A 20281-nucleotide genomic window follows, 5' to 3' on the forward strand; every position below is an offset into this window, starting at 1 on the left:
AGGGTACGGGTGAAGGTAGTACAAAAGTTAAAAAAACTGATAGTTTGTATAAGAGAAGTAGTTTTAGAAAAGGTACTCGTGTTAAAGCAGAAAGTGAAGCACCAAAAAATGCATCAGGAAAAATGATTTGTCCCACGTGCGGAAAAGATATTCCAGATAGTATTACCATTAATACTAAAAATGGACCAGTAAAAAGAATTGGATATGACTTAGATCATTATCCAGATACTTGGGCAGAAAGAGTTGTAAGTATGAAAACAGGTGAAGTAAAACCAACACGAAAAGAAGTATTGGATGAATATAATGCTCGACTAAGGGTTCAATGTCATGAATGTAATATAAGTCATAAATTTGAAGGAATAGAAGGAACATATAAAGGGGAGATAAAAGAATGATAAATTACGGAGAGCTTTATTATGACCATTATAGTAAATATTTAGGTGATCCAATAGACCGAGAGGTTTTTAAAAATAATGAAGAGCTTCCGAGTATGCAAATTTTAAAATATGAAAATGTATTTGAAGAATGTTTAGTTTTTAATACACTTGGACTCAGTAAATATGAAGAAATAGTAGGGGATAATGTTGAAATTTCAATGGTAGTTGATGGGGCATTTAATAGTACAGGGTATATCCTTGCAAGTGCTTTATTTTATTGTATAGGTAATGGAATAGAAATAGGACGAGGAACAGCAATTAGTGGTATTGAAAGTATTGATAAATCATTTGTTCAAAAATATAATAAAAGTGCAGTTTACTTTACTGAACCATTCGCTTTTCCAGAAGAATATGGTGATGTACGTACTGGAAGTGAAGATCAAGATGGTAAAATTTTGTTAGCATTCTTTATTTCCCAGTCGGAATATGAATGTTTTGTAAAATACGGAACAGAAAAATTTGAAGATTTGTTAGAGGAAAATAACGTAGATCCTTTTAATGTTAGCAGGAAATCTATAATTTGAGGGTTAATTAGTATTGAAAGGTATAGACAATTAGGGTTAGAAATTAAAGAATTCATATAAGACAAGTAAACGAAAAAGAATAAGAATAAGAATAAGAATAAGAATAAGAATAAGCTGTTAAAAAGTAAATACTTCATGATGGTTGTACCATCATGGAGTATTGTGTGCAATGATAGAATAGAAAACGAAGTACGAGCTTAGGCGATATGACATTTTACATGGTGGTGAATATAAACACATGAGATGGACATAAAACTAACGAACTCGTACAAACTCGTAAGTTTTAACGTAGTAGTTGCCACGATATATATAAGGTGTCAAACTGTACTACAAAACTTACAAAATTAGCGATACTTAAAAATATATTAACTTAAAGTACTTGATTGTCGATTACAGGCAACAAGTGCTTTTTTTGTTTTAGTGTAGAAATAATGTGGTACAATCGCCTAGGGAAAATAAGACTTTAAAGAATGCACTAGATGCTATGAAAAATACTCCTATTCCAGTAGCAGTTAGGACGGTGGATACTGGAATAGGAATGAAGCTTCCTTATATAGAATCTTCAACTGTTGGAGAAGTAGCTGGAAAGTTTTCAAAGGCAAGTACGGCAGCTAAGGATGACGCTTATCAACTTGCTAAGGGTACGGGTAATACAAACCATCCAGTGAGAGTATACCGTGATATTGACGACACCGTTTTAAATAAAGAGTATGAAATAATTACTAGAAAAGGAACATTTGTTACTAAAATAGTAGCAGATGAAAAACTTGTTGTGGATATGCCTTATATAGGTAAGGGGAAGCAAAGTACAAATTCAGAAGGATGGCTAAGAGATAACAAGTATTATTTTAATGAACTATATGAATTACATCCTGAGTATTTTAGCGATGCTAACATCAAAAATCTTAATAATGGATGGGCTATTGTAAATGATGCGGTCTTTAGGAGACATTTCCCTCAATATGATATTGTGGGATTAAAAGGAAAACCTTTAGTACATCATCATATTGGTGGTGGGGGACAAGCAATGGCTATTCCACAACCGTTGCATCCAGGGAGTGGAGGAATCCATAATATAGAGAAACAAATAGGTATATGGGGAAAAGATCAAGAAAACGCTGAACGTCTTCAAGTATTTATTAAGTAATCTTTTTGGAGGTATAACATGGACATAAAAAAAGCATTAGAACATTATTTTAAAGAACTCATAAATGTATGGGATACAAAATATGGTACATATCCTAAAGCACCGTGGGATGAAGAGATTGATCCCCGATTGTATTTAAGTAATCCAGATGAAGAAGAATATGTATATTGGAAACCTATTGAAAAAGTTGATTTAGATGATTTTACAGAAATTGAAAAAAAGCTGGGTATGAATATTCACCATGCAATGAAAGAATACTTTAATTCGTATTGGTTCTTAAGCTTACAAGGCTTTTACGGTTCAAGATTAGTTAATCTTGAACCCATAGAACCATGTAAATCTATATTAGAATTTTTTGAAGTAATGAAACAATATGAAGAGAACAATGGAAGAGAATTTAGATATATACAAATAGGATTTGTCTCTCCAGAAGATATGGCTATTATCTTTGACAATAAAACAGGACAGATATTGATAGAGAATTTTGAAACGGAAGAAAACGAATTTCTTGCTAATTCACTTGCTGAGTTGATAAATAATTTAAAAGTAGAATTGGAAGTTTAAGAGGTATTACTATTATGTAAACTTTATATGGAAATTTGTTTTACTGATTAAATAGTTTAATTTTATTATAGAAGTTCACCGATGTATTACGTTGAATAGGTGATAAAGAAGAATTTAGATATGGATAAAAAATTAGTATTACGTGCAATGATAGAATAGAAAATAAAGTACGTGCTTAGGCGAGATGACATTTTACCGGGCGATAAATATAAACACATGGAATGTATATGAAACTAAAGAACTCGTACAAACTCGTAAGTTTTAAGATAGTATTTGTTATGAAGTATAAAAAGTGTCATATTGTTACTACAAAACTTATAAATTTATGCTGCTTAAAAACAAATGAACTTAAAGCGCTTGATTGTCTACGAAAGACAACAAGCGCTTTTTTATTAGATAGGCATGTTATAAATGTTTAAAAATTATTTTTATGAATTAAGGTTAACAGAAATTACTAGTATTATATAATTGAAAATACATTAGCAAAAGGTGTGGACTCTGTAACCCCATTCACTAAAGGTGTAGAAATAATGCCAGATGGAAGTGTCGTTAGATCTGGAACGAACTATAGCGGGAAATTCCAAGAAGCCCATGATGCCTCAAAGGCGAGTATTCAGAGTAGGATCTCGAATTTGGAGAGTGGTGGGGTTAAGGGTACGGGTGAAGCTACACCTAAAAAGAAAAGTGTACCGGATTGGCTTAAAGAGCGATGGGAAGCAGGGAATAATTTTAATAAGGAAAATCGTCCTCGTTACCCTTATAATGAGGTAGAGTTGGAAGCAAAAGAAGTAGGGGGTAAAAAATACGTAGTTGACTCATATGCGCACAATAAGGAAATAGTATCTAGAAAATTCACTCAACTTAGTGAAGTGCAAGAAAAGACAGCTAAGAGTTATTTAAATGAAATTACAAAAAAATATCCTTCAGGTTCTAAAATATCAAATGGTCCTTTTAATCCTAACGCTCTCAAAGGGGGGCGGCTTAAAGGTGAGTTAATATTAGAAGTACCAGTTCAAAATAAACCAATTCCGCAAACGATTCTTGATGAAGCAACAAAAAATAGGATTATTATTAGGGATATTAAAGGGAAGGTGTATAATTGACTATGAAAATTTATTATTGTGACGAATGGTCGGATATTAAAAAGAAGCCTTGGAATATTTTAGATGACCGTGATGCATACACATACCATCAAAAACATGAACCATATACGGCGGTATTAACTGAAGATGAAAACCTTAAGTATATTGTAAATGTTACAAATGAATGGGTTTCGGTGGGATTTTATGATGACTTGATTCGTAAGTATTTAAATTATGATTTTGAAGTTGTGAGTGACAGTAAGATATTTTTAAGAACAGCTACGTATTGGGAATATGATGATGAAACTGATACAGAAGTAAGTAGCTTGATTTTGGGATTCCGAGAAAATGGCTATATAGCAATGGAAAGAAGGGATTTAAAGACCGGCTTAGTCGAGGAGCGTGAGATTAGCGATACCCTTGAAAGAAACTGGGATGTATTTCCTGAATTTGGTCATTATATTCATTTGTGTAGAGAGGAAAGATAATGTTTTTAGGAGCACTCTATAGTGCCAAAGCTATCTATAAGAAAGGTGTTATATATCACTAACACATAAGGCAAGCGAACTAAAGATAATTAAAGTATTGAATTAGAAAAAAGAAAAATGATATATTTGAAAATAGAGACTCCATGAAGGTAATACCATCATGGAGTACTGTGTGCAATGATAGAATAGAAAACGAAGTACGAGCTTAGGCGAGATGACATTTTACATGGCGATGAATATAAACACATGGAATGTACATTAAACTAACGAACTCGTAAAAACTCGTAAGTTTTAACGTAGTAGTTGTCATGGCATGTAAAAGGTGTCGTACTGTTAATACAAAACTTACAGATCTTATAAATCTTACAAATTTATGCTACTTAAAAACATATGAACTTAAAGCACTTGATTGTCTATTTGAGGCAACAAGTGCTTTTTTGTGTTTTAGAGTAGAAATAATGTGGTACAATCGCCTAGGGAAAATAAGACTTTAAAGAATGCACTAGATGCTATGAAAAATACTCCTATTCCAGTAGCGGTTAGGATGGTGGATACTGGAATAGGAGTGAAGCTTCCTTCAACTGTTGGAGAAGTAACTGGAAAGTTTTCAAAGGCAAGTACGGTAACTAAGGATGACGTTTATCAACTTGCTCATGGGCATAGTAAATTAGAAGGAAGTAATAAAACTAGCGGAGTGGGTAATAATAGCTCGCGTACTGACGAAATTGGAATCAAATCTAAACGTAATCGGAAACATAATGAAGATGAGTTTATATGACAATTAAAAAACCAAGAAGATGGACTGGGAAAATTGACAGTTTATGAGTTTATTTAGAATCGGAACTAATTTTTAAAATATGGGAGATCAAAACAAGCAAATTCAGCTCAAAGATTAACACGAAAACAAGCTGTGCAAGATAAAATTGATGAATTTATGGAAGAAGGTTTTTCATTTAGGGAAGCAGAAGAGCAAGCTTTAAAGTGGATAAAGGATAAAGCTACATTACATGACCCAGATCAAATTGCGGGTGGAAATCCATTAAAAATAACTGGCATGGGTGATTCTAGAATTAATTCATCAATAGGTTCGCAGTGGAAAAGCAGGATTGGTAATGTGGATAAGGAAATTAGACGAGTTGCTGACACCTTATCAGAGGAAGAAAAAAATTTGACATATCTTAATGTTAGATTGAAATCGGAGTAGGGGGATACTATGGAAAATATAAATGATTTTATATCTTTCGAAAAACCATCAACAGAGGTTATTGAAAAGTATACAGGGAAAGTTCCAGATCAAATAATAGATTTATGGAAATGCTATGGGTTTGGGAGTATGTTAAATGGATACTTAAGAGCAATAAACCCAGAAAAATATTTAGATATATTAAAGGAAAGTTATATCCGTTATGAAGAAGCTATCCCAATTTTTACAACAGGTATGGGAGATATTCTTGTGTGGGAAAATAACTATTTATTATTACTTAAGTATCGAAAAGGTACGGTAGATGTAGTAGCTGGAAAATTCAAGTTTTTCTTTAAAAATACGAAAGATGATTATTTTTTAGAGAAAGGATTGGATTGGAAGCATTATCAGCAGGCATTAAATAAATACGGAAAGCTTGAAATAGATGAATGTTTTGGTTACACACCTTTACTTGCACTAGGTGGACCAGAAAAAGTAGAAAACTTACAAAAAGTCAAACTTATCGAGCATGTTTATTTAATTACTCAATTTATGGGGCCGATAGAATAATGAAAGAAGAAACTGGAAGGTGGATTAATCCTCTTTCAGTTTTTTTATTTAAAAGGCTATTAATGTAAATGAAGCTTTAAAAGATACGATTGAGTTAATGTTATAATATAGAAATGTGGTAACGAGAAACTTGGGTTAAATTTATAAAAAGTAATTTTTTATGAATTAAGGCTAACATAAATTCCTAGTATTATATAATTGAAAATACATTAGCAAAAGGTGCGGACTCCGTATCCCCAATCTTTAAAGGTGTAGAAATAATGCCAGATGGAAGTGTCGTTAGATCTGGAACGAACTATAGCGGGAAATTCCAAGAAGCCCATGATGCCTCAAAGGCGAGTATTCAGAGTAGGATCTCGAATTTGGAGAGTGGTGGGGTTAAGGGTACGGGTGAAGGTGAAAAGCTTCAAAGAGGAAAATATGCAAATCGCTTGGATAAACTGCATGATAAATTTGGTAAGTTAACACCTGGACAAATTAATGAACGAATTAAGACACATTATAAAAAGGGAACACCAGATGAAATAGAAGTTAGTCCTGATTTTAGGAGCAAGATGATTACAAGAGAAAGACAGATTGAAAGAATATTGCAAAAACAAATTGATGATTTTAACAAAGAATAATATAAAATAATATTAAAAAGGATGGGAAAAAATGAGTTCTAAGTTAGATATATTAAGAGAGTATAATGAAGATATTCAATTGATTAATGCAAATGAATTTAAGAATATAAATTCACCTTTAATTCCTGCTTTATGGGTGGAAGTATTTAGTGAACATGATAGAGAAAAGAGAATCAAGAAAATTTTAAGTATATGGAAAAAATATGTAGATAATAATTTATCTAATACTATTGCTTACTTATCAGAATACCTTGAGGATATTGAACTGATGGTAAGTGAGGACACCTATTCAATCTTGTATACAATAAAAAATCAAGGTGGAGAAGATTTATATTATGAAGGAAGAAACCCTAAAGATAGTTTTAATAATGAGGAATTAGAATCTTCATGGAGAGAAATTCCTGAATCTATTAGGGACTTTTATGAAAATGTTCATAATGGATTTTATGATTACATAAGTGAATCAATGGGATTGATGCCATTAGAAGCTATAACTTACTTTGGGGATGATGACTTAGAGTGGGGGATTATAGATGAATTGGAAGAACCTATAAGGATTAATTTAAAAACATCTTTTGGATTCTTTAGTAATGGTATGGGGAGCTACATAGCTATAGATTATGAAAATTGTAAGAATGACAATGCTACTTTTTGGTCAGCTAAGAGCCAGCCTAAATATAATGTTCACTTTTGGAATTTTGTAGATGAATGGATTGTTATCGGTTTTGAATAAAAGGTTTTTAAAATTTTGATACAAAGTCTATAAACCTTTTGACGTGATTGTGACATCTGAGGGGAAATTAAAAATTTATTATGGGTATACTAAATGGTATCAATCTACTTTTGGACCGAATGACCGAGTGGATTATTTTGAATATAAATATTTAGGGAAGAAACCGAGTAATGAAAATGAGCGAAGAAAATTCGAAGAGATGAAAGAATATGAAGAGCAAAATAAATCTTAAAATATTCTCTGTTAAATTAAGGAATGCATTATTAGCGAGTAAATATGTAAAATATCCAAATCAACTAACTTTAGTTAGGCTATTGAAAAAAGAATAGTGACGGATTAATGTTACTTATAAAACAGATGAACTTAAAGCACTTGATTGTCAATTAAAGGCAACGAGTGCTTTTTTGCGTTTTAGCGTAGAAATAATGTGGTACAATCGCTTAAGGAAAATAAGACTTTAAAGAATACACTAGATGCTATGAAAAATACTCCTATTCCAGTAGCAGTTAGGATGGTGGATACTGGAATAGGAATGAAGCTTCCTTATATAGAATCTTCAACTGTTGGAGAAGTAGCTGGAAAGTTTTCAAAGGCAAGTACGGCAGCTAAGGATGACGCTTATCAACTTGCTAAGGGTAGTGGAGGGGTTAAGGGTACGGGAGAATCCAGATTAGAATATTTAAGAGGGAAATATGGCGAATTAACTTCTGAACAGCTCCATGCTAATTAATGAAAGGGCTGGTATTGCATTTCCGCAAAGGTCCACTAGGAGTCAACTTAAAAATGGAGGTTATATTGTTGAAGATGTTGACTTGTATAAAAAAATGAGTCCAAATAAGAATCGTGCTCTAGGTTTTCGGAATACCAAAAATGATGGATTGGTACAAGCGCATCATGCAATACAAGATGAATGGGCTAAGATATGGGCTAAAACAAGCGGTAATAATTATAGCAGTCGACAAGCACTATCAATATTACTCAAATCTACCTCTGGTGAACCACATACTATAATATCCGCCCTTCAAAGAGCTAGAAGAAGGAATGAAGGTTTTAGTACGGATATAATATACGAATTTAATATTAGCTATAAAGAAATGATTGAAGCGGGTGTAGATTTAAAAGTAGCAAAAAAAGTAATGCGAGAAGCATATAGATATTTTGATGGATTAGGAGGATTTAAATGATAAATGTTCAAAAATTGTCGACTTATGAATTATATTCTCCAGTTGATGAAAATGAAATTAAAAAAATTGAAGAGGAAATAGGATTAATACTCCCTAATGCTTATAAACAATTACTAAAGCATACAAATGGTTTTGTGTCCGATAATGGAGTCGTTATATTTGGAGTGGATATAATAGATGAAATGAATAAAACATATGAAGTCCATGAATATGCAAAGGGTTATGTTGCTGTAGGAAGTAATGGTGGAGGCAAAATACTGTTAATGACTGCAAATGAAAACGCAACAGCGTTAGTACAAGTTGATTCGGGGATTATGGATCCGAATTATGCAACCACAGTAAGTGAGAATTTTATACAGTGGATAAATGACGGAGCGATAGATATTGACTGTGTGGACGAAGAACAGGAAGTGTTTAAGGAAAAACTGTGTAATCTTATATTGGTAAGTCCACCAGTAGGAGGGGCTATGGATTTAAAGAAAATACAAGAGGTATTTATCATCAAAAAGGGATTGTTTGACTTATTAAAAGGATCAAAACAATTACCATTCGTGTTAATGAAAGACATACCTGTTGAGTTGGCTTTAAAAAACATAGAACTGTTAGGCGAATTAGGGGATATATTGAAAATATCTAGTACTGATTAACTGATTTTAGGGCTTAAAATAGAGGGTATTTGAATTAAGCACCGTTTAATACAATTATTAATTCAAAATAATATTGTTGGAAAATTGCTATTGGTTCCGTGTATGTCTTATATAATCAATAAATTAAACTCTTAGAAAATATTATTTGAATTTAGAGCACTTGATTGTCGACTAAAGGCAACGAGTGCTTTTTTAATAGATAGACATGTTATAATTTTATTGAGTGATTTTTCAGGCTATATAAACAATTTGAATTCAATTAATAGAAACGATGGATAACATCGTAGAAGAATGGGCAGAGATTAAAATTAATAAACCCATAATGGAGTGTAAAATATGGACTTAATTGGTATATACAATTTAATTGAAACTGAATTTAAAGTGATTAAAGGGGAAAAAGATATTATTTATGTTGCACCGGTAAGTGGAGAAGATTATCCTGAAGCTATAGTTAAGTTAACTTTCAATGAAGTAAATAATCAGTATGAGCTTTTTGAAGTTGTTAGAGGAAAAGAATACAAAGTAGATGTATTTTCAGATAAATATAAATCAGCAGTGGCTTTATATATTTTTTCGAAAAGTAAGTTAGAAGTAAGAAAATATGATGAAAATATTCAAAATGAGATTAAAAATGCAACATCATTAAGTATTATTCAAAAGATATTCAAAACTTTTTTAGATGAACAGTATTATTCTTTTTATGCACTTAAGCCAGACAGAATAATTTTAGAAAAAAGCACAAATGATAGATATAATGTATTATTTTTAGGAAAAGGTGACTCTAAGATTTATATAGATAAATCTAGAAAGTTAAATAGTGCCGCAGTTGTTCTATATAATTTTTCTTTTAAAATAAGCCAATTTTATGATTTGATTAATATGATTGGAGTAAAGACGGATTCTGATTTTATGGAAACTCTAAAAGAATTATATCTTTTGGGTTGAAAAATACAAATATATATTTTATAAATTGTTGAAAAAGCAGGTTGTTGCCTTTTCATAGATAGAGCTAGTAAGGGTAAAATATATTCTGTTGAAAATTCCTTAGATGAAATAAATGCTTTGGAAAGGTATTTTCAATGTTTTAGATATGAATAGGGTAAACGTTGGTTTTGTAATAGAGTTGCAGAAACTATTTCATACAATAATATTACGTTGTACTGGTTTTTTAACAGATATACAAAACAGCTTAAGCGTGAAGAGATATTGAAGTTTATAGAGAATACTAGAAATAATTTATTAACGGGGAAAATAGAATTCCTATATAAAGATTAAGAGGAGTAGTTTAATGAAAATATGGAAAATTATTAGCAATTCTAATTTTGATCAATTAGAGTGTGAGAATGAGGAAGGACAAGAAATCTTTGATAATGCTTTTCAAGGTCATTCAGTAATTGATAAATGGGATCCACTGCAAATGAAACTTTTAAATGAGGGGGAACCATCAGATTTATTAAGTGAAATACCACTTGTTTTTACAAAAAAAGCGATAGAAGTAGTATTTGATTTAATTAAAAGGAAAGTTGAAATTCTTCCACTTGTTCATGAACGATACGAATGTTATGCAATAAATGTATTAAATGTATTAGATTGTATTGATTATGAGAATGCGGACCCTGATGATTTTGGTGGATTTGATAAATTTGCATTTATTACAGAGGAAATTAGGGGGGAGCATATTTTTTGTACATTGAATACAAAGCATAAATATGGAGATTTTCCGATTGTATCTGTACAAACTTTCGTATCAAACGAATTTAAAGAGAGAGTTGCAAAAAGTGAACTAAAAGGGTTTGAATTTGAATTAGTATGGGAATCTGATGAGAAAAATGATGAACAAAAAATAGAAAATAATCCAATGATACGCCCAACGTCAATAGAAGATTTTAAGTCACATATTCAGCTACATTATGGAATGATTACGAATCATATAGAAGCCAATACAAAAATGATCACCGATGTAGAATTATATGATGTTGGACCAAATAAAATGGTTGATTTTCATACAGTAGTAACGTATCGAAATAGCTATTTCCGTATGCCAGCTCCATCGAGTGTAGATAGTGGTTATGCAGAGCTTGTCATGCATCTACCTAAGGATTGGGATGTATCAGTAGCCGCTTTGGCGAGTTCGAAATATGCTTGGCCTTTACGCCTTTTACAGGACTTTGGACAAGATGTAATGCGACATGGATATTGGTTGGGGCAGTGGCTTGTATTTCCAAATCAATCAAAGGAATATTTAAAAAATTCGTATGTAGCCCAGTTAGGTGGAGCAGAACAAGATCTAAATGCGCCAATTCATCCATATAGTGAAGAAACAAAATTTTCCGGTGTTATGGTGGTACCACCGCTTCCACAATGTTCAGGTGCATTCAAAATGGAATTTCGTGAAGATGGTAAAAGAATAGAGGGTGACTGGCCAGTATACTTCCATACATTATTACCATTATATAAAGAAGAAATCCATTGTTATTACACAGATGGACTTGATGTATTATTACAAAAATTAATGAAAAATGGCGTTGAAGCAGCATTTGACTTTAATCGAGAGAATACTTGTAAGTAAGGAATAGTAAGATATTAAAAGATACTATGAAAGTATAATAATGAAGCCGTTAGTGCATAAGGTAATAATATGATCAGAAATTACACCAACCTTAAAACTATTATAGCTAATAAAAAAATTGTTACTTTATAGTGAACTAAATGGTTTGATTTAGTAAGCGATAATTGAAAATCCAGTTATCGCTTTTTGTTTTAACTAAGGGCACGGGTGATATTGGAACACCGCCTCGATGCGGGGAAAGAAGAATCTCAAAGGAATTATATGATGAATTAAGAGATGGAACGCCTACTGCAAAGCTACGGGAAAAAGTTAATGAGGGCATTGAGGATAAAATAGGAACGCCTGACCCTGCTTTACCTGGTAAGTATATTACAGATAGACTTCAAGCTGATCATATCGTATCAATGAAAAATATAGCAAAGATGGAAAATTTCGATAAATTAACGAAAGAACAATAACTTAAGGTTTTAAACAATGAAGAGAATTTTCTAGGATTAAGTGAAGCAGCCAATAAATCTAAGGGGTCTAAATCTTATTCTGATTGGACAATTTATAAGAAAGAAAAAATTGAAGTTGATCCTAAGTTTAGAGAAGAAATGATAAAGAAGGAAAAAGAATTAGAAATGAAATTACAAAAACAAATTGATGATTTTGTTGAAGGAAATAAAAAGGATATAGATAAATAAAGGAGCTAGAATTATGGAACAAAAACTTGGTTTTTTAAGAAAATATAAAAGAAATGCACAACTTATATCATGCCATGAGATTAATAAACTTGATAGTGGGAAAATACCAAATTCATGGTATGAATTGTTTCAAGAAGAAAACGTAGACAAGAGAGTTGAGAGTATTTTATCGATATGGAAAGAGCAAGTAGGAGTGGAATTAAGAAACACTATTTCTTATTTGTCTAGGCACCTTGAAGAAGTAGAGCTTATGAACACAAATGGTAGATATTCAATTTTATACACTATTAAAACAGATAATGGGGAAATTCTATATTATGAAGGGGGAAATCCAAAAGATGAGTTTAATAATGAAGAATTAGAAAAATCTTGGGATAAGATTCCTTCAACAATACGAAATTTTTATCGAACTGTTCATAATGGTTTCTATTTTTATGCGAGTCAATCTATGGGTTTAGTTCCTTTAGAAAATGTAACTTTTTTTGATGATGAATGGGGTATTATTGAGGAGTTAGAAGAACCTTTACAAATTGATTTACAAACTACTTTTGGTTTCTTTAAAAGTGGTATGGGTGGTTATGTTGCAGTAGATTATAAGAATTCTAAGAATGATAATGCGACTTTATGGTGGACGAATAAAGAGCCTAGATATAATATGAATTTTTGGGACATAGTTGATGAATGGATAGTAATTGGATTTGAAGTTTAGTTTAAAGGTTCTGTTGCAAAGTTTTTATATAAACAAAAAAATCCTAATTTAGTAGGTAGAGTTTATGCAACTTTGAATAGTTTCTCTAATTCATTGTACGTCGAAAAAACAAAGTACGAGCTTAGGCGAGATGACATTTTACTGAGTGATGAATATAATCACATGGAAAGTATATTAAACTAAGAACCCGTACAAACTCGTCAATTTTAACTTAGTAGTTGTCATGGCATGTAAAAGGTGTCGTACTGTTGCTACAAAACTTACAGATCTTATAAATCTTACAAATCTATGCTACTTAAAAACATATGAACTTAAAGCACTTGATTGTCAACTAAAGGAACGAGTGCTTTTTTAATAGATAGACATGCTATAAATTTTTAGAAATTATTTTTTATGAATTCAGGCTAATGAAAATTACTATTATTATATAATTGAAAATATATTAGCCAAAGGTGTGGACTGACCACGAATAATAAAGTTGTTTGAAAAATCGTACAGAATTGAAATTTAATATCATCTTTTGAGTTTCTCGTATAATAAAAGGAATAATGTTTCGATATCTGTGGTTAGTTAATAAAAGGGAATGAGGTTTTGGGAGTGAAAATACCGCCACATATTACAGGTTTGAAAGCAATACATTTAAATTCCCATAATGAAAATGAAACAAAGAGAATATTTTATGATGTATTGAGGACATGTAAATTCAAAATAGTAGAATGGATACAACCACACTATCCCAAAAATTTTTTTGAAGTGATAGTGATAATAGACGATAAGGAATTTATTATTTTATTGCATGAGTTTTATCCTTTCTTAGCTTTTGCGGATAAAAATGTAGAAGGAAAAATTATTTTTAGTTTTATTGATATGCCCATATTAGAAAGTGAATTTGAAGCGTACTATCAAGTTTTGTCGAAAGCTTATTTAGAAAAGCCTTTTATACCTAGGGAACACAACTTAACAGAAGAAGAATTAAAAGATGCTAAATATTGGCGACCAGAAAATATCGGTGAAGTAATTTTTAATGTTTGGGATTGAATATTAAAGGGGTGATTATTAATTATTAGCTATCCAGAAATTAAACACTTTTATTATTCACTTAAATGAAAAAGTGCAACAAATAAAACTTATTTTTAAACAACTTTAATAACCTCGTACCAAATTAACAGGCAGAAGGTTATTGCATTTCTAGACACAAAATTAAACAACTTGATTATCACTGCACATGGACTCCGTAACCCCATTCGCTAAAGGTGTAGAAATACTGCCAGATGGAAGTGTCGTTAGATCTGGAACGAACTATAGCGGAAAATTCCAAGAAGCCCATGATGCCTCAAAGGCGAGTATTCAGAGTAAGATCTCGAATTTGGAGAGTGGTGGGGTTAAGGGTACGGGTGAAGCTCCTAAGATAACTGAAATAAAAGAGAAAGATCTTGGGAAGCACATTATTAAAGGGAAAAATGGAAGAAAAGAACTGGCACCAAACGTGCGTTATGTTACCGAGGATGGTTATAAATATACAACAGATGAGCTTGGTAGAATAGTAGATGTTGAGGCAGGAGAATTAATACTTCAAAAAGGAAAACGAAACAAAGGAATGCAAGTGGCAGCAGGCCGTGAAGATAGGTTACCTGATGATGGTGGCCACTTGATAGGAACTCAATTCCATGGTTCTGGAGATATAGATAATTTGATTGCTCAAAATAGACAAATTAATCGCTCTGGTGGAGAGTGGTATAATATGGAGCAAGAGTGGGCTAATGCGTTAGGTGGAAAGCCTCCTAAAAAAGTAACAGTAAAAATTGAACCAGTATACTTAGGTTCATCGCTAAGACCGAACTTATTTAAAATAAAATATCAAATTGAAGGTCAACGTAAGGTAATACGTGAAATATTAAATAAAACAGGAGGGTGATGTAAAAGTGTTCGAATTAGAATTAAATAAAATCTATCAAAATATAGCTCAAAAAATAAATGATACAATTCCCGTAGAATGGGATATCTTTTGTTTTAATGCAGAGATTCATAACCAAGAGGGTGGGGTATTATTCTTTTTCAATACCCCAGATAGATTGGATGAATATATATATTCCCATGATATACCAGATGTATTTAATGTGAGTGAAAAAGAATATGATAAAAAATATGATGAATTATTTCATTTAAGCGTAGAGTTACAGGAAATATTTATAAAAAATAATCAGGAACCTTGGTATTCTTTTGACATGATTGTGACATCTGAGGGGAAATTAAAAATTCATTATGGGTATACTAAATGGAATCAATCTACTTTTGGACCGAATGACCGAGTGGATTATTTTGAATATAAATATTTAGGGAAGAAACCGAGTAATGAAAATGAGCGAAGAAAATTCGAAGAGATGAAAGAATATGAAGAGCAAAATAGATCTTAAAATATTCCCTGTTAAATTAAGGAATGCATTATTAGCGAGTAAATATGTAAAATATCCAAATCAACTAACTTGAGTTGGACTATTGAAAAAAGAATAGTGACGGATTAATGTTACTTATAAAACATATGAATTTAAAGCACTTGATTGTCTACGAAAGGCAACAAGTGCTTTTTTTATAGATAGGCATGTTATAAATGTTTAAAAATTATTTTTATGAATTAAGGTTAACAGAAATTACTAGTATTATATAATTGAAAATACATTAGCAAAAGGTGCGGACTCCGTATCCCCAATCTTTAAAGGTATAGAAATACTGCCAGATGGAAGTGTCGCTAGAACTGGAACGAACTATGGCGGAAAATTCCAAGAAGCCCATGATGCCTCGAAGGCGAGTATTCAGAGTAGGATCTCGAATTTGGAGAGTGGTGGGGTTAAGGGCTTGTAAAAGTAAACTATGGAGAACAATATGCTAGGGAAAAACGTAAAAAGATATTAAAGCCAAATGTTGAGTATACAAGTAAAGAAGAATATACATATACAACAGATAGTCAAGGGCGTGTTGCAAGTTGCGAGGGTAGCCTTCAACTAGGTGATGGTAAGCGGAATAACTACGCTCAGAGAGTGGTAGGTGGGAATGATCGTTTGGATGATGATGACGGCGGACATTTAATTGCAACTATATTTAAAGGCTTTGGTAATATGGATAATTTAGTTCCAATGAATAGTAACTTAAACAGAAGAGAATGGAAAAAACTAGAGAATCAATGGGCTAATGCTCTTAATGATGGTGATAAAGTTAGGGTGAAAATAACGCCGAATTATAGCGGGAATTCAAAACGTCCAGACAGTTTTGTTATTAGATATAAAATTGGTGATGAAGATAGATGGAGATTGAGGAATTTTGATAATGTACCAGGAGGAAAATTAGATGAATGATGAAAAATTAAGCAAGTTATACAATGAAATAGCAGAGGTTATAATTGATACAATTCCAGAGAAGTGGTTTAAGGTTTACCTGTATGGTGAAGTTGGGGAAGGTGCTCAAGAGTCATATTTTTATTACTACCCTGAAGAGAATAGTACTCCTATTTACAGTCATAGTATTTTTGAACTCTTTAATGTCCCAGAAGAAGAATATTTTAAGAAGTTGCATCGTTTGTTAGAGTGTATTAAGAGAATGAAGAAAGAGTTTATTGATAATGATCAAGAAGCTTGGACAAATTTCACTATGATTTTTGATAATACAGGAAAGTTTAATATTGACTTTAATTATGATGACTTTTCGGGTGAAAATTCCCACGAGAGAATGATTATTTGGGAATATGAACATCTTGGTCTTATGCCTAAAAGTAATTCAGGAAAAAAATACTTAGAAAAGTATCTTAAAAATCTTGAAGATACAAAAAATTGAGTGCAATACCATATATGAGAAAAGCTTGTAGTGGTTTAACGTAAACATGTATAAGCATATATGAGAAGTGGGTAGAAAAAGAAATGGCTATTTTGAAGAATAAACTCCATGATGGTTGTACCATTATGGAGTACTGTGTGCAATGATAGAATAGAAAACGAAGTACGAGCTTAGGCGAGATGACATTTTATTGGGGGCTGAATATAAACGAATGTATATGAAACTAACGAACTCGTACAAACTCGTAAGTTTTAACGTAGTAGTTGTTACCACATATAAAAGGTGGAAGAGAAATTATGCTAAGGGATAAAATCAAAAATGATATATATTTTAACGAATTTATCGATTATGAGGAAAAGAGAATAGAAAAGTTTTTATTATTGGTTGAAAAGGTTATTGAGGAAAGAGGCAAAGATGATAAAGGTGTAAAGAATGGATATATAGCGTTACAAGGGTATCATTTTAATAAATTAAGGGCAATGTACTCGGCAGGTTGTTCTATTCAAACTATTCGTGATTTTTTACCTGAAGTAATAAATATAATGGAAAAAGTGTGGAATAAAGAAAGTGGATATATACGTATGTTATGGATGATATCTATAGCAATAATGCTAAATGTTGAAGATAAAGAATTTAATAGACTAATAGCGATGGTAAGGAAAGAAGGATTAAATGATTATTTGATTAATTATTTTATTGCTTTTAGAAATAGCGAGCCATCAGATTTTTATGATCAGAGTGAGTTTTATGTAAAATATCCATATTTAAAATTAAAAGAAGTAATTGAGAGTAATAAAATTTCACAAGAGAATTCTATAAAAAATTTAGGGGAATATATAAAGGAATATTGGTATAAGGGACATTCAGAAGAAGCATGGTACGATGCACATGAAAATAAACATGACATTTATAGTGGTTACTGGAGTTTTGAAAGTGGAGCAATAGCTAAAATTTTAAAATTAGATGACTCAACCTTGAAAGATAGTTTATACTACCCTTATGATATGGTGCATTGCCAAGAAAAATAAATGTTAAAATCCACAGTGATAAACTTTTATACTGTGGATTTTTTAAATTTGTGTTTAAGTACCTACTAGGGTACGTGTGAAGTAAAGGAGCTACATAACGTTCCGCGAATTGATGAAATGGAAGTAAACTGTAATTATAAAACTAAATTAGATTCAGAAGAATTTGCAAGACAGTTAAAGGATCAAGAAAAAGGTATGAATGCATTAAATATATATGAGTACCAGCAAAATCGGAAGCGATTTAATGGTGAAGGTAGAGCAATAGGAGGAAATGTAGCACAACAAGCAGCAGGAGAAAGAGCATTAAGAGATAAATTGAATAAGGATTAACACTTAAAGAAGTGAATGAATGAAAACTCAAGCGGTCTTATATAATCCAGGTCAAGTCGCTGGGGAGATTTAGTATTTATGTTCTCAATGGAGGATTGAATAAATGTTCTAGATGAACAAATTTGAAAAATATCTTCGAGCGTGAATGAAGAGCAATTGAAGGAATTTGAAATGATATCGGAGGTTTCTAAATTTGGAAGATAAAATATTAAATGAAGAATACGTTATGAATAATGGCGAGAAGTTTGGAGAGGATTTATCCTTTTTATGTTTGTTATTTGATGAGAACGCACAATATTTGGAAGTCTAAGTCCAAGCCCATCGACTTAAGATTTTTATAACAACCCATTCTAAAAATCACATATATTTTTGTTTCGGGATGAATAAGGATAAATTTGGAATAAAGGTATACAAAGGGGGATTCTCTACAACCGTAATACATGTTATCATATTATTAAAATCCCTAAAATTTCCTTTAAGAGCAAAAATGAGCTTATATTTGTTTATTTATTTTATGTTACAGTTCCATATGGTAGTCAATTAAAAAACTTTTAATTAGGAGTATACATAATGAAAGCAAAGAAACTCGTAATGTTAGCAATTCCAGTTATGTTATTAGTAGGTTGTGGGACAGATAAAGTAGACTCAAAAGCGAAGGATAAAGTAGAGTCTAAAGCAGAAACAAAAGAGAAGTTATCGAAAGACATTTATCCAGTACGTATGACTAGCTTATCATCTGAGTTAATGGGAAAAATCACGAATATAGTAGAAGTAGCAATGAATAAAGAAAAGGATGAGAAAACTTTAAAGAAAGAAGTCCTAAAACAAGAATCTGAGTTACAAACAATCATTGCTAAATTTGATAAGATTGAACCACCAAAAGAGTATGCAAAATCACATAAAGATTTACTAAAAGCAGTTGATTGTTATAGTAAAGCTTACTCAAAACAAGCTAAGTATTTTAAAGCAAATGAGAAGAATATAGACCCTGATAAGAAACAGGAAATCACAGAGTTAATCGAACGAGGTAATAAGTATTGGATATCAGGATTCCAACCTGTCCAAGACGAAACATCTAGAGTAGGCGCTGTGAATGCAAATAAAGCTGTAAAGGATAAGCAGAGTGCATTGGGGGATACAGACTCTGACACGATAAAAAGAACAGATGATGCCCCTAAGTCAAACGATGTATCTAATTTAGAAGAAGTTACGAAGTATAAGCAAGACATTATAGACAGTTCGAATGCAATTGCTGATACAATGCACTTAATTGAAGGAATAGCAGATTCAGACATCAAGGCTTATGTACAGAAGAAAAGTGAAATCCAACTAAGTGTAGGTGGAGCAAAAGCAAATGCTAAGAAACTAAAGAACTTAAAAGCCCCTTCAGGATTTGAGGGAGAACAAAATGAGATAAAAAAATCCATGCAATATTATGAAGATGCTTTCCAACTTCTATTTGATGCAATAGAGCAAGAAGACCAAGCTAAACTTCATGAGTCAATGGGTAAGACACATATAGGTGCAAAGATATTTGATGAAGCAACAAAGGGTATTGCAGATAAATCAAAACAATAAAGGGAATATGTAAATAAAACGTAAATTGTTATCTTTAGTTGTTCCAATCATATCATTGTCAGAAGAAGCTTGTTCTAGCAAAGACATTGCAGAAGAAAAGAAGACTGATAGTTTGCAAGTAGCTGTAGATTATCAACTACCCCCACTGAGATGAAATATTTCAGTGGGGGCTTGAGTTAGGACGCTAGGTCTTTTCGTCTATCGCTAGGAAGTCTGAAGCTCTAGCATTCATGCCACCTTATGGTAACGCCCCAAGTATGTTTTTGGTTGGTACTAGAAACGAACAATCGTTTCGAAAAGCGGCAGTCCTGTTGTGATAATATCAAGTGATAAACCTGATTTAAATGGGATTCCTCCTCAACCAAGACTTTGGG

General features: G+C 31.9%; 20 protein-coding genes and 8 pseudogenes. All 28 read left to right on the plus strand.

Annotated elements, in window-relative coordinates; translation table 11 throughout:
* Positions 1-44: 44 nt before the first annotated feature.
* Entirely contained in the window at positions 45-395 is a 351-nt protein-coding gene (locus ACTFR8_RS16320) for a GH-E family nuclease (protein WP_223153415.1), read from the plus strand.
* Positions 392-961 (plus strand): suppressor of fused domain protein, encoded by a 570-nt coding sequence (locus ACTFR8_RS16325; protein WP_000611567.1) that lies wholly within the window; start codon positions 392-394, stop codon positions 959-961. The genes ACTFR8_RS16320 and ACTFR8_RS16325 overlap by 4 nt, the downstream gene beginning before the upstream one ends.
* 430 nt (positions 962-1391) lie before the next feature.
* Positions 1392-2108: pseudogene (locus tag ACTFR8_RS16330) on the plus strand (hypothetical protein); the annotation flags it as partial.
* An 18-nt stretch (positions 2109-2126) separates the two neighbouring features.
* A complete protein-coding gene (locus ACTFR8_RS16335; RefSeq protein ID WP_097863120.1) occupies positions 2127-2672 on the plus strand; it encodes a SecY-interacting protein Syd in 546 nt (181 codons plus the stop codon).
* 464 nt (positions 2673-3136) lie between these two features.
* A complete protein-coding gene (locus tag ACTFR8_RS16340; RefSeq protein WP_252210026.1) occupies positions 3137-3775 on the plus strand; it encodes a hypothetical protein in 639 nt (212 codons plus the stop codon).
* A 2-nt stretch (positions 3776-3777) separates the two neighbouring features.
* Positions 3778-4242: a hypothetical protein gene (locus ACTFR8_RS16345; protein WP_144608259.1), complete on the plus strand. Its 465-nt coding sequence runs from the start codon at positions 3778-3780 to the stop codon at positions 4240-4242.
* 511 nt (positions 4243-4753) lie between these two features.
* Complete coding sequence (locus tag ACTFR8_RS16350) at positions 4754-5020, plus strand: hypothetical protein (protein ID WP_260854366.1); 267 nt, start codon at positions 4754-4756, stop codon at positions 5018-5020.
* A 93-nt stretch (positions 5021-5113) separates the two neighbouring features.
* Positions 5114-5446 (plus strand): annotated as a pseudogene (locus ACTFR8_RS16355) (polymorphic toxin type 15 domain-containing protein); the annotation flags it as partial.
* Positions 5447-5455: 9 nt separating this feature from the next.
* Positions 5456-5995: a T6SS immunity protein Tdi1 domain-containing protein gene (locus ACTFR8_RS16360; protein WP_000427865.1), complete on the plus strand. Its 540-nt coding sequence runs from the start codon at positions 5456-5458 to the stop codon at positions 5993-5995.
* Between the two features lie 260 nt (positions 5996-6255).
* Positions 6256-6391, plus strand: a pseudogene (locus tag ACTFR8_RS16365) (DNA/RNA non-specific endonuclease); the annotation flags it as partial.
* A 258-nt stretch (positions 6392-6649) separates the two neighbouring features.
* Positions 6650-7351, plus strand: a complete 702-nt coding sequence (locus tag ACTFR8_RS16370) for a superoxide dismutase (protein WP_044584682.1) — start codon at positions 6650-6652, stop codon at positions 7349-7351.
* Between the two features lie 37 nt (positions 7352-7388).
* Positions 7389-7583, plus strand: a pseudogene (locus ACTFR8_RS16375) (immunity protein YezG family protein); the annotation flags it as partial.
* A 192-nt stretch (positions 7584-7775) separates the two neighbouring features.
* Positions 7776-8018: pseudogene (locus ACTFR8_RS16380) on the plus strand (DNA/RNA non-specific endonuclease); the annotation flags it as partial.
* A 52-nt stretch (positions 8019-8070) separates the two neighbouring features.
* Complete coding sequence (locus ACTFR8_RS16385; RefSeq protein ID WP_234483323.1) at positions 8071-8535, plus strand: hypothetical protein; 465 nt, start codon at positions 8071-8073, stop codon at positions 8533-8535.
* A complete protein-coding gene (locus tag ACTFR8_RS16390; RefSeq protein ID WP_044584681.1) occupies positions 8532-9182 on the plus strand; it encodes an SMI1/KNR4 family protein in 651 nt (216 codons plus the stop codon). The genes ACTFR8_RS16385 and ACTFR8_RS16390 overlap by 4 nt, the downstream gene beginning before the upstream one ends.
* A 336-nt stretch (positions 9183-9518) precedes the next feature.
* A complete protein-coding gene (locus tag ACTFR8_RS16395; protein WP_044584680.1) occupies positions 9519-10127 on the plus strand; it encodes a hypothetical protein in 609 nt (202 codons plus the stop codon).
* Between the two features lie 343 nt (positions 10128-10470).
* Positions 10471-11751, plus strand: a complete 1281-nt coding sequence (locus tag ACTFR8_RS16400) for a suppressor of fused domain protein (protein WP_044584679.1) — start codon at positions 10471-10473, stop codon at positions 11749-11751.
* 404 nt (positions 11752-12155) lie between these two features.
* Positions 12156-12437: pseudogene (locus tag ACTFR8_RS16405) on the plus strand (hypothetical protein).
* 13 nt (positions 12438-12450) lie between these two features.
* On the plus strand, positions 12451-13146 hold the full coding sequence (locus tag ACTFR8_RS16410) for an SMI1/KNR4 family protein (RefSeq protein WP_252209620.1): 696 nt from the start codon (positions 12451-12453) through the stop codon (positions 13144-13146).
* A 597-nt stretch (positions 13147-13743) separates the two neighbouring features.
* The gene (locus ACTFR8_RS16415) at positions 13744-14184 is read left to right on the plus strand and encodes a hypothetical protein (RefSeq protein WP_044584677.1); all 441 of its coding nucleotides are present in this window, start codon (positions 13744-13746) and stop codon (positions 14182-14184) included.
* A 187-nt stretch (positions 14185-14371) separates the two neighbouring features.
* Entirely contained in the window at positions 14372-15061 is a 690-nt protein-coding gene (locus tag ACTFR8_RS16420) for a DNA/RNA non-specific endonuclease (protein WP_044584676.1), read from the plus strand.
* Between the two features lie 7 nt (positions 15062-15068).
* Complete coding sequence (locus tag ACTFR8_RS16425) at positions 15069-15560, plus strand: immunity protein YezG family protein (protein ID WP_044584675.1); 492 nt, start codon at positions 15069-15071, stop codon at positions 15558-15560.
* Between the two features lie 247 nt (positions 15561-15807).
* Positions 15808-16496, plus strand: a pseudogene (locus ACTFR8_RS16430) (DNA/RNA non-specific endonuclease).
* Positions 16489-16971 (plus strand): antitoxin YezG family protein, encoded by a 483-nt coding sequence (locus tag ACTFR8_RS16435; protein WP_044584673.1) that lies wholly within the window; start codon positions 16489-16491, stop codon positions 16969-16971. The pseudogene ACTFR8_RS16430 and the gene ACTFR8_RS16435 overlap by 8 nt, the downstream one beginning before the upstream one ends.
* 296 nt (positions 16972-17267) lie before the next feature.
* Positions 17268-17999 (plus strand): PoNe immunity protein domain-containing protein, encoded by a 732-nt coding sequence (locus ACTFR8_RS16440; RefSeq protein ID WP_044584672.1) that lies wholly within the window; start codon positions 17268-17270, stop codon positions 17997-17999.
* Positions 18000-18116: 117 nt separating this feature from the next.
* Positions 18117-18329 carry a polymorphic toxin type 15 domain-containing protein gene (locus ACTFR8_RS16445; protein WP_119781812.1) on the plus strand — a complete coding sequence of 71 codons (213 nt, stop codon included), beginning with the start codon at positions 18117-18119 and terminating at the stop codon, positions 18327-18329.
* Positions 18330-18899: 570 nt separating this feature from the next.
* Positions 18900-19907: a DUF7018 domain-containing (lipo)protein gene (locus ACTFR8_RS16450; RefSeq protein WP_252209619.1), complete on the plus strand. Its 1008-nt coding sequence runs from the start codon at positions 18900-18902 to the stop codon at positions 19905-19907.
* A 292-nt stretch (positions 19908-20199) separates the two neighbouring features.
* A pseudogene (locus ACTFR8_RS16455) lies at positions 20200-20274 on the plus strand (ADP-ribosyltransferase); the annotation flags it as partial.
* Between the last annotated feature and the right edge of the window lie 7 nt (positions 20275-20281).

Origin of the sequence: Bacillus cereus group sp. MYBK15-3 (genome assembly GCF_051916765.1) — a bacterium.
GTDB lineage: Bacteria > Bacillota > Bacilli > Bacillales > Bacillaceae_G > Bacillus_A > Bacillus_A cereus.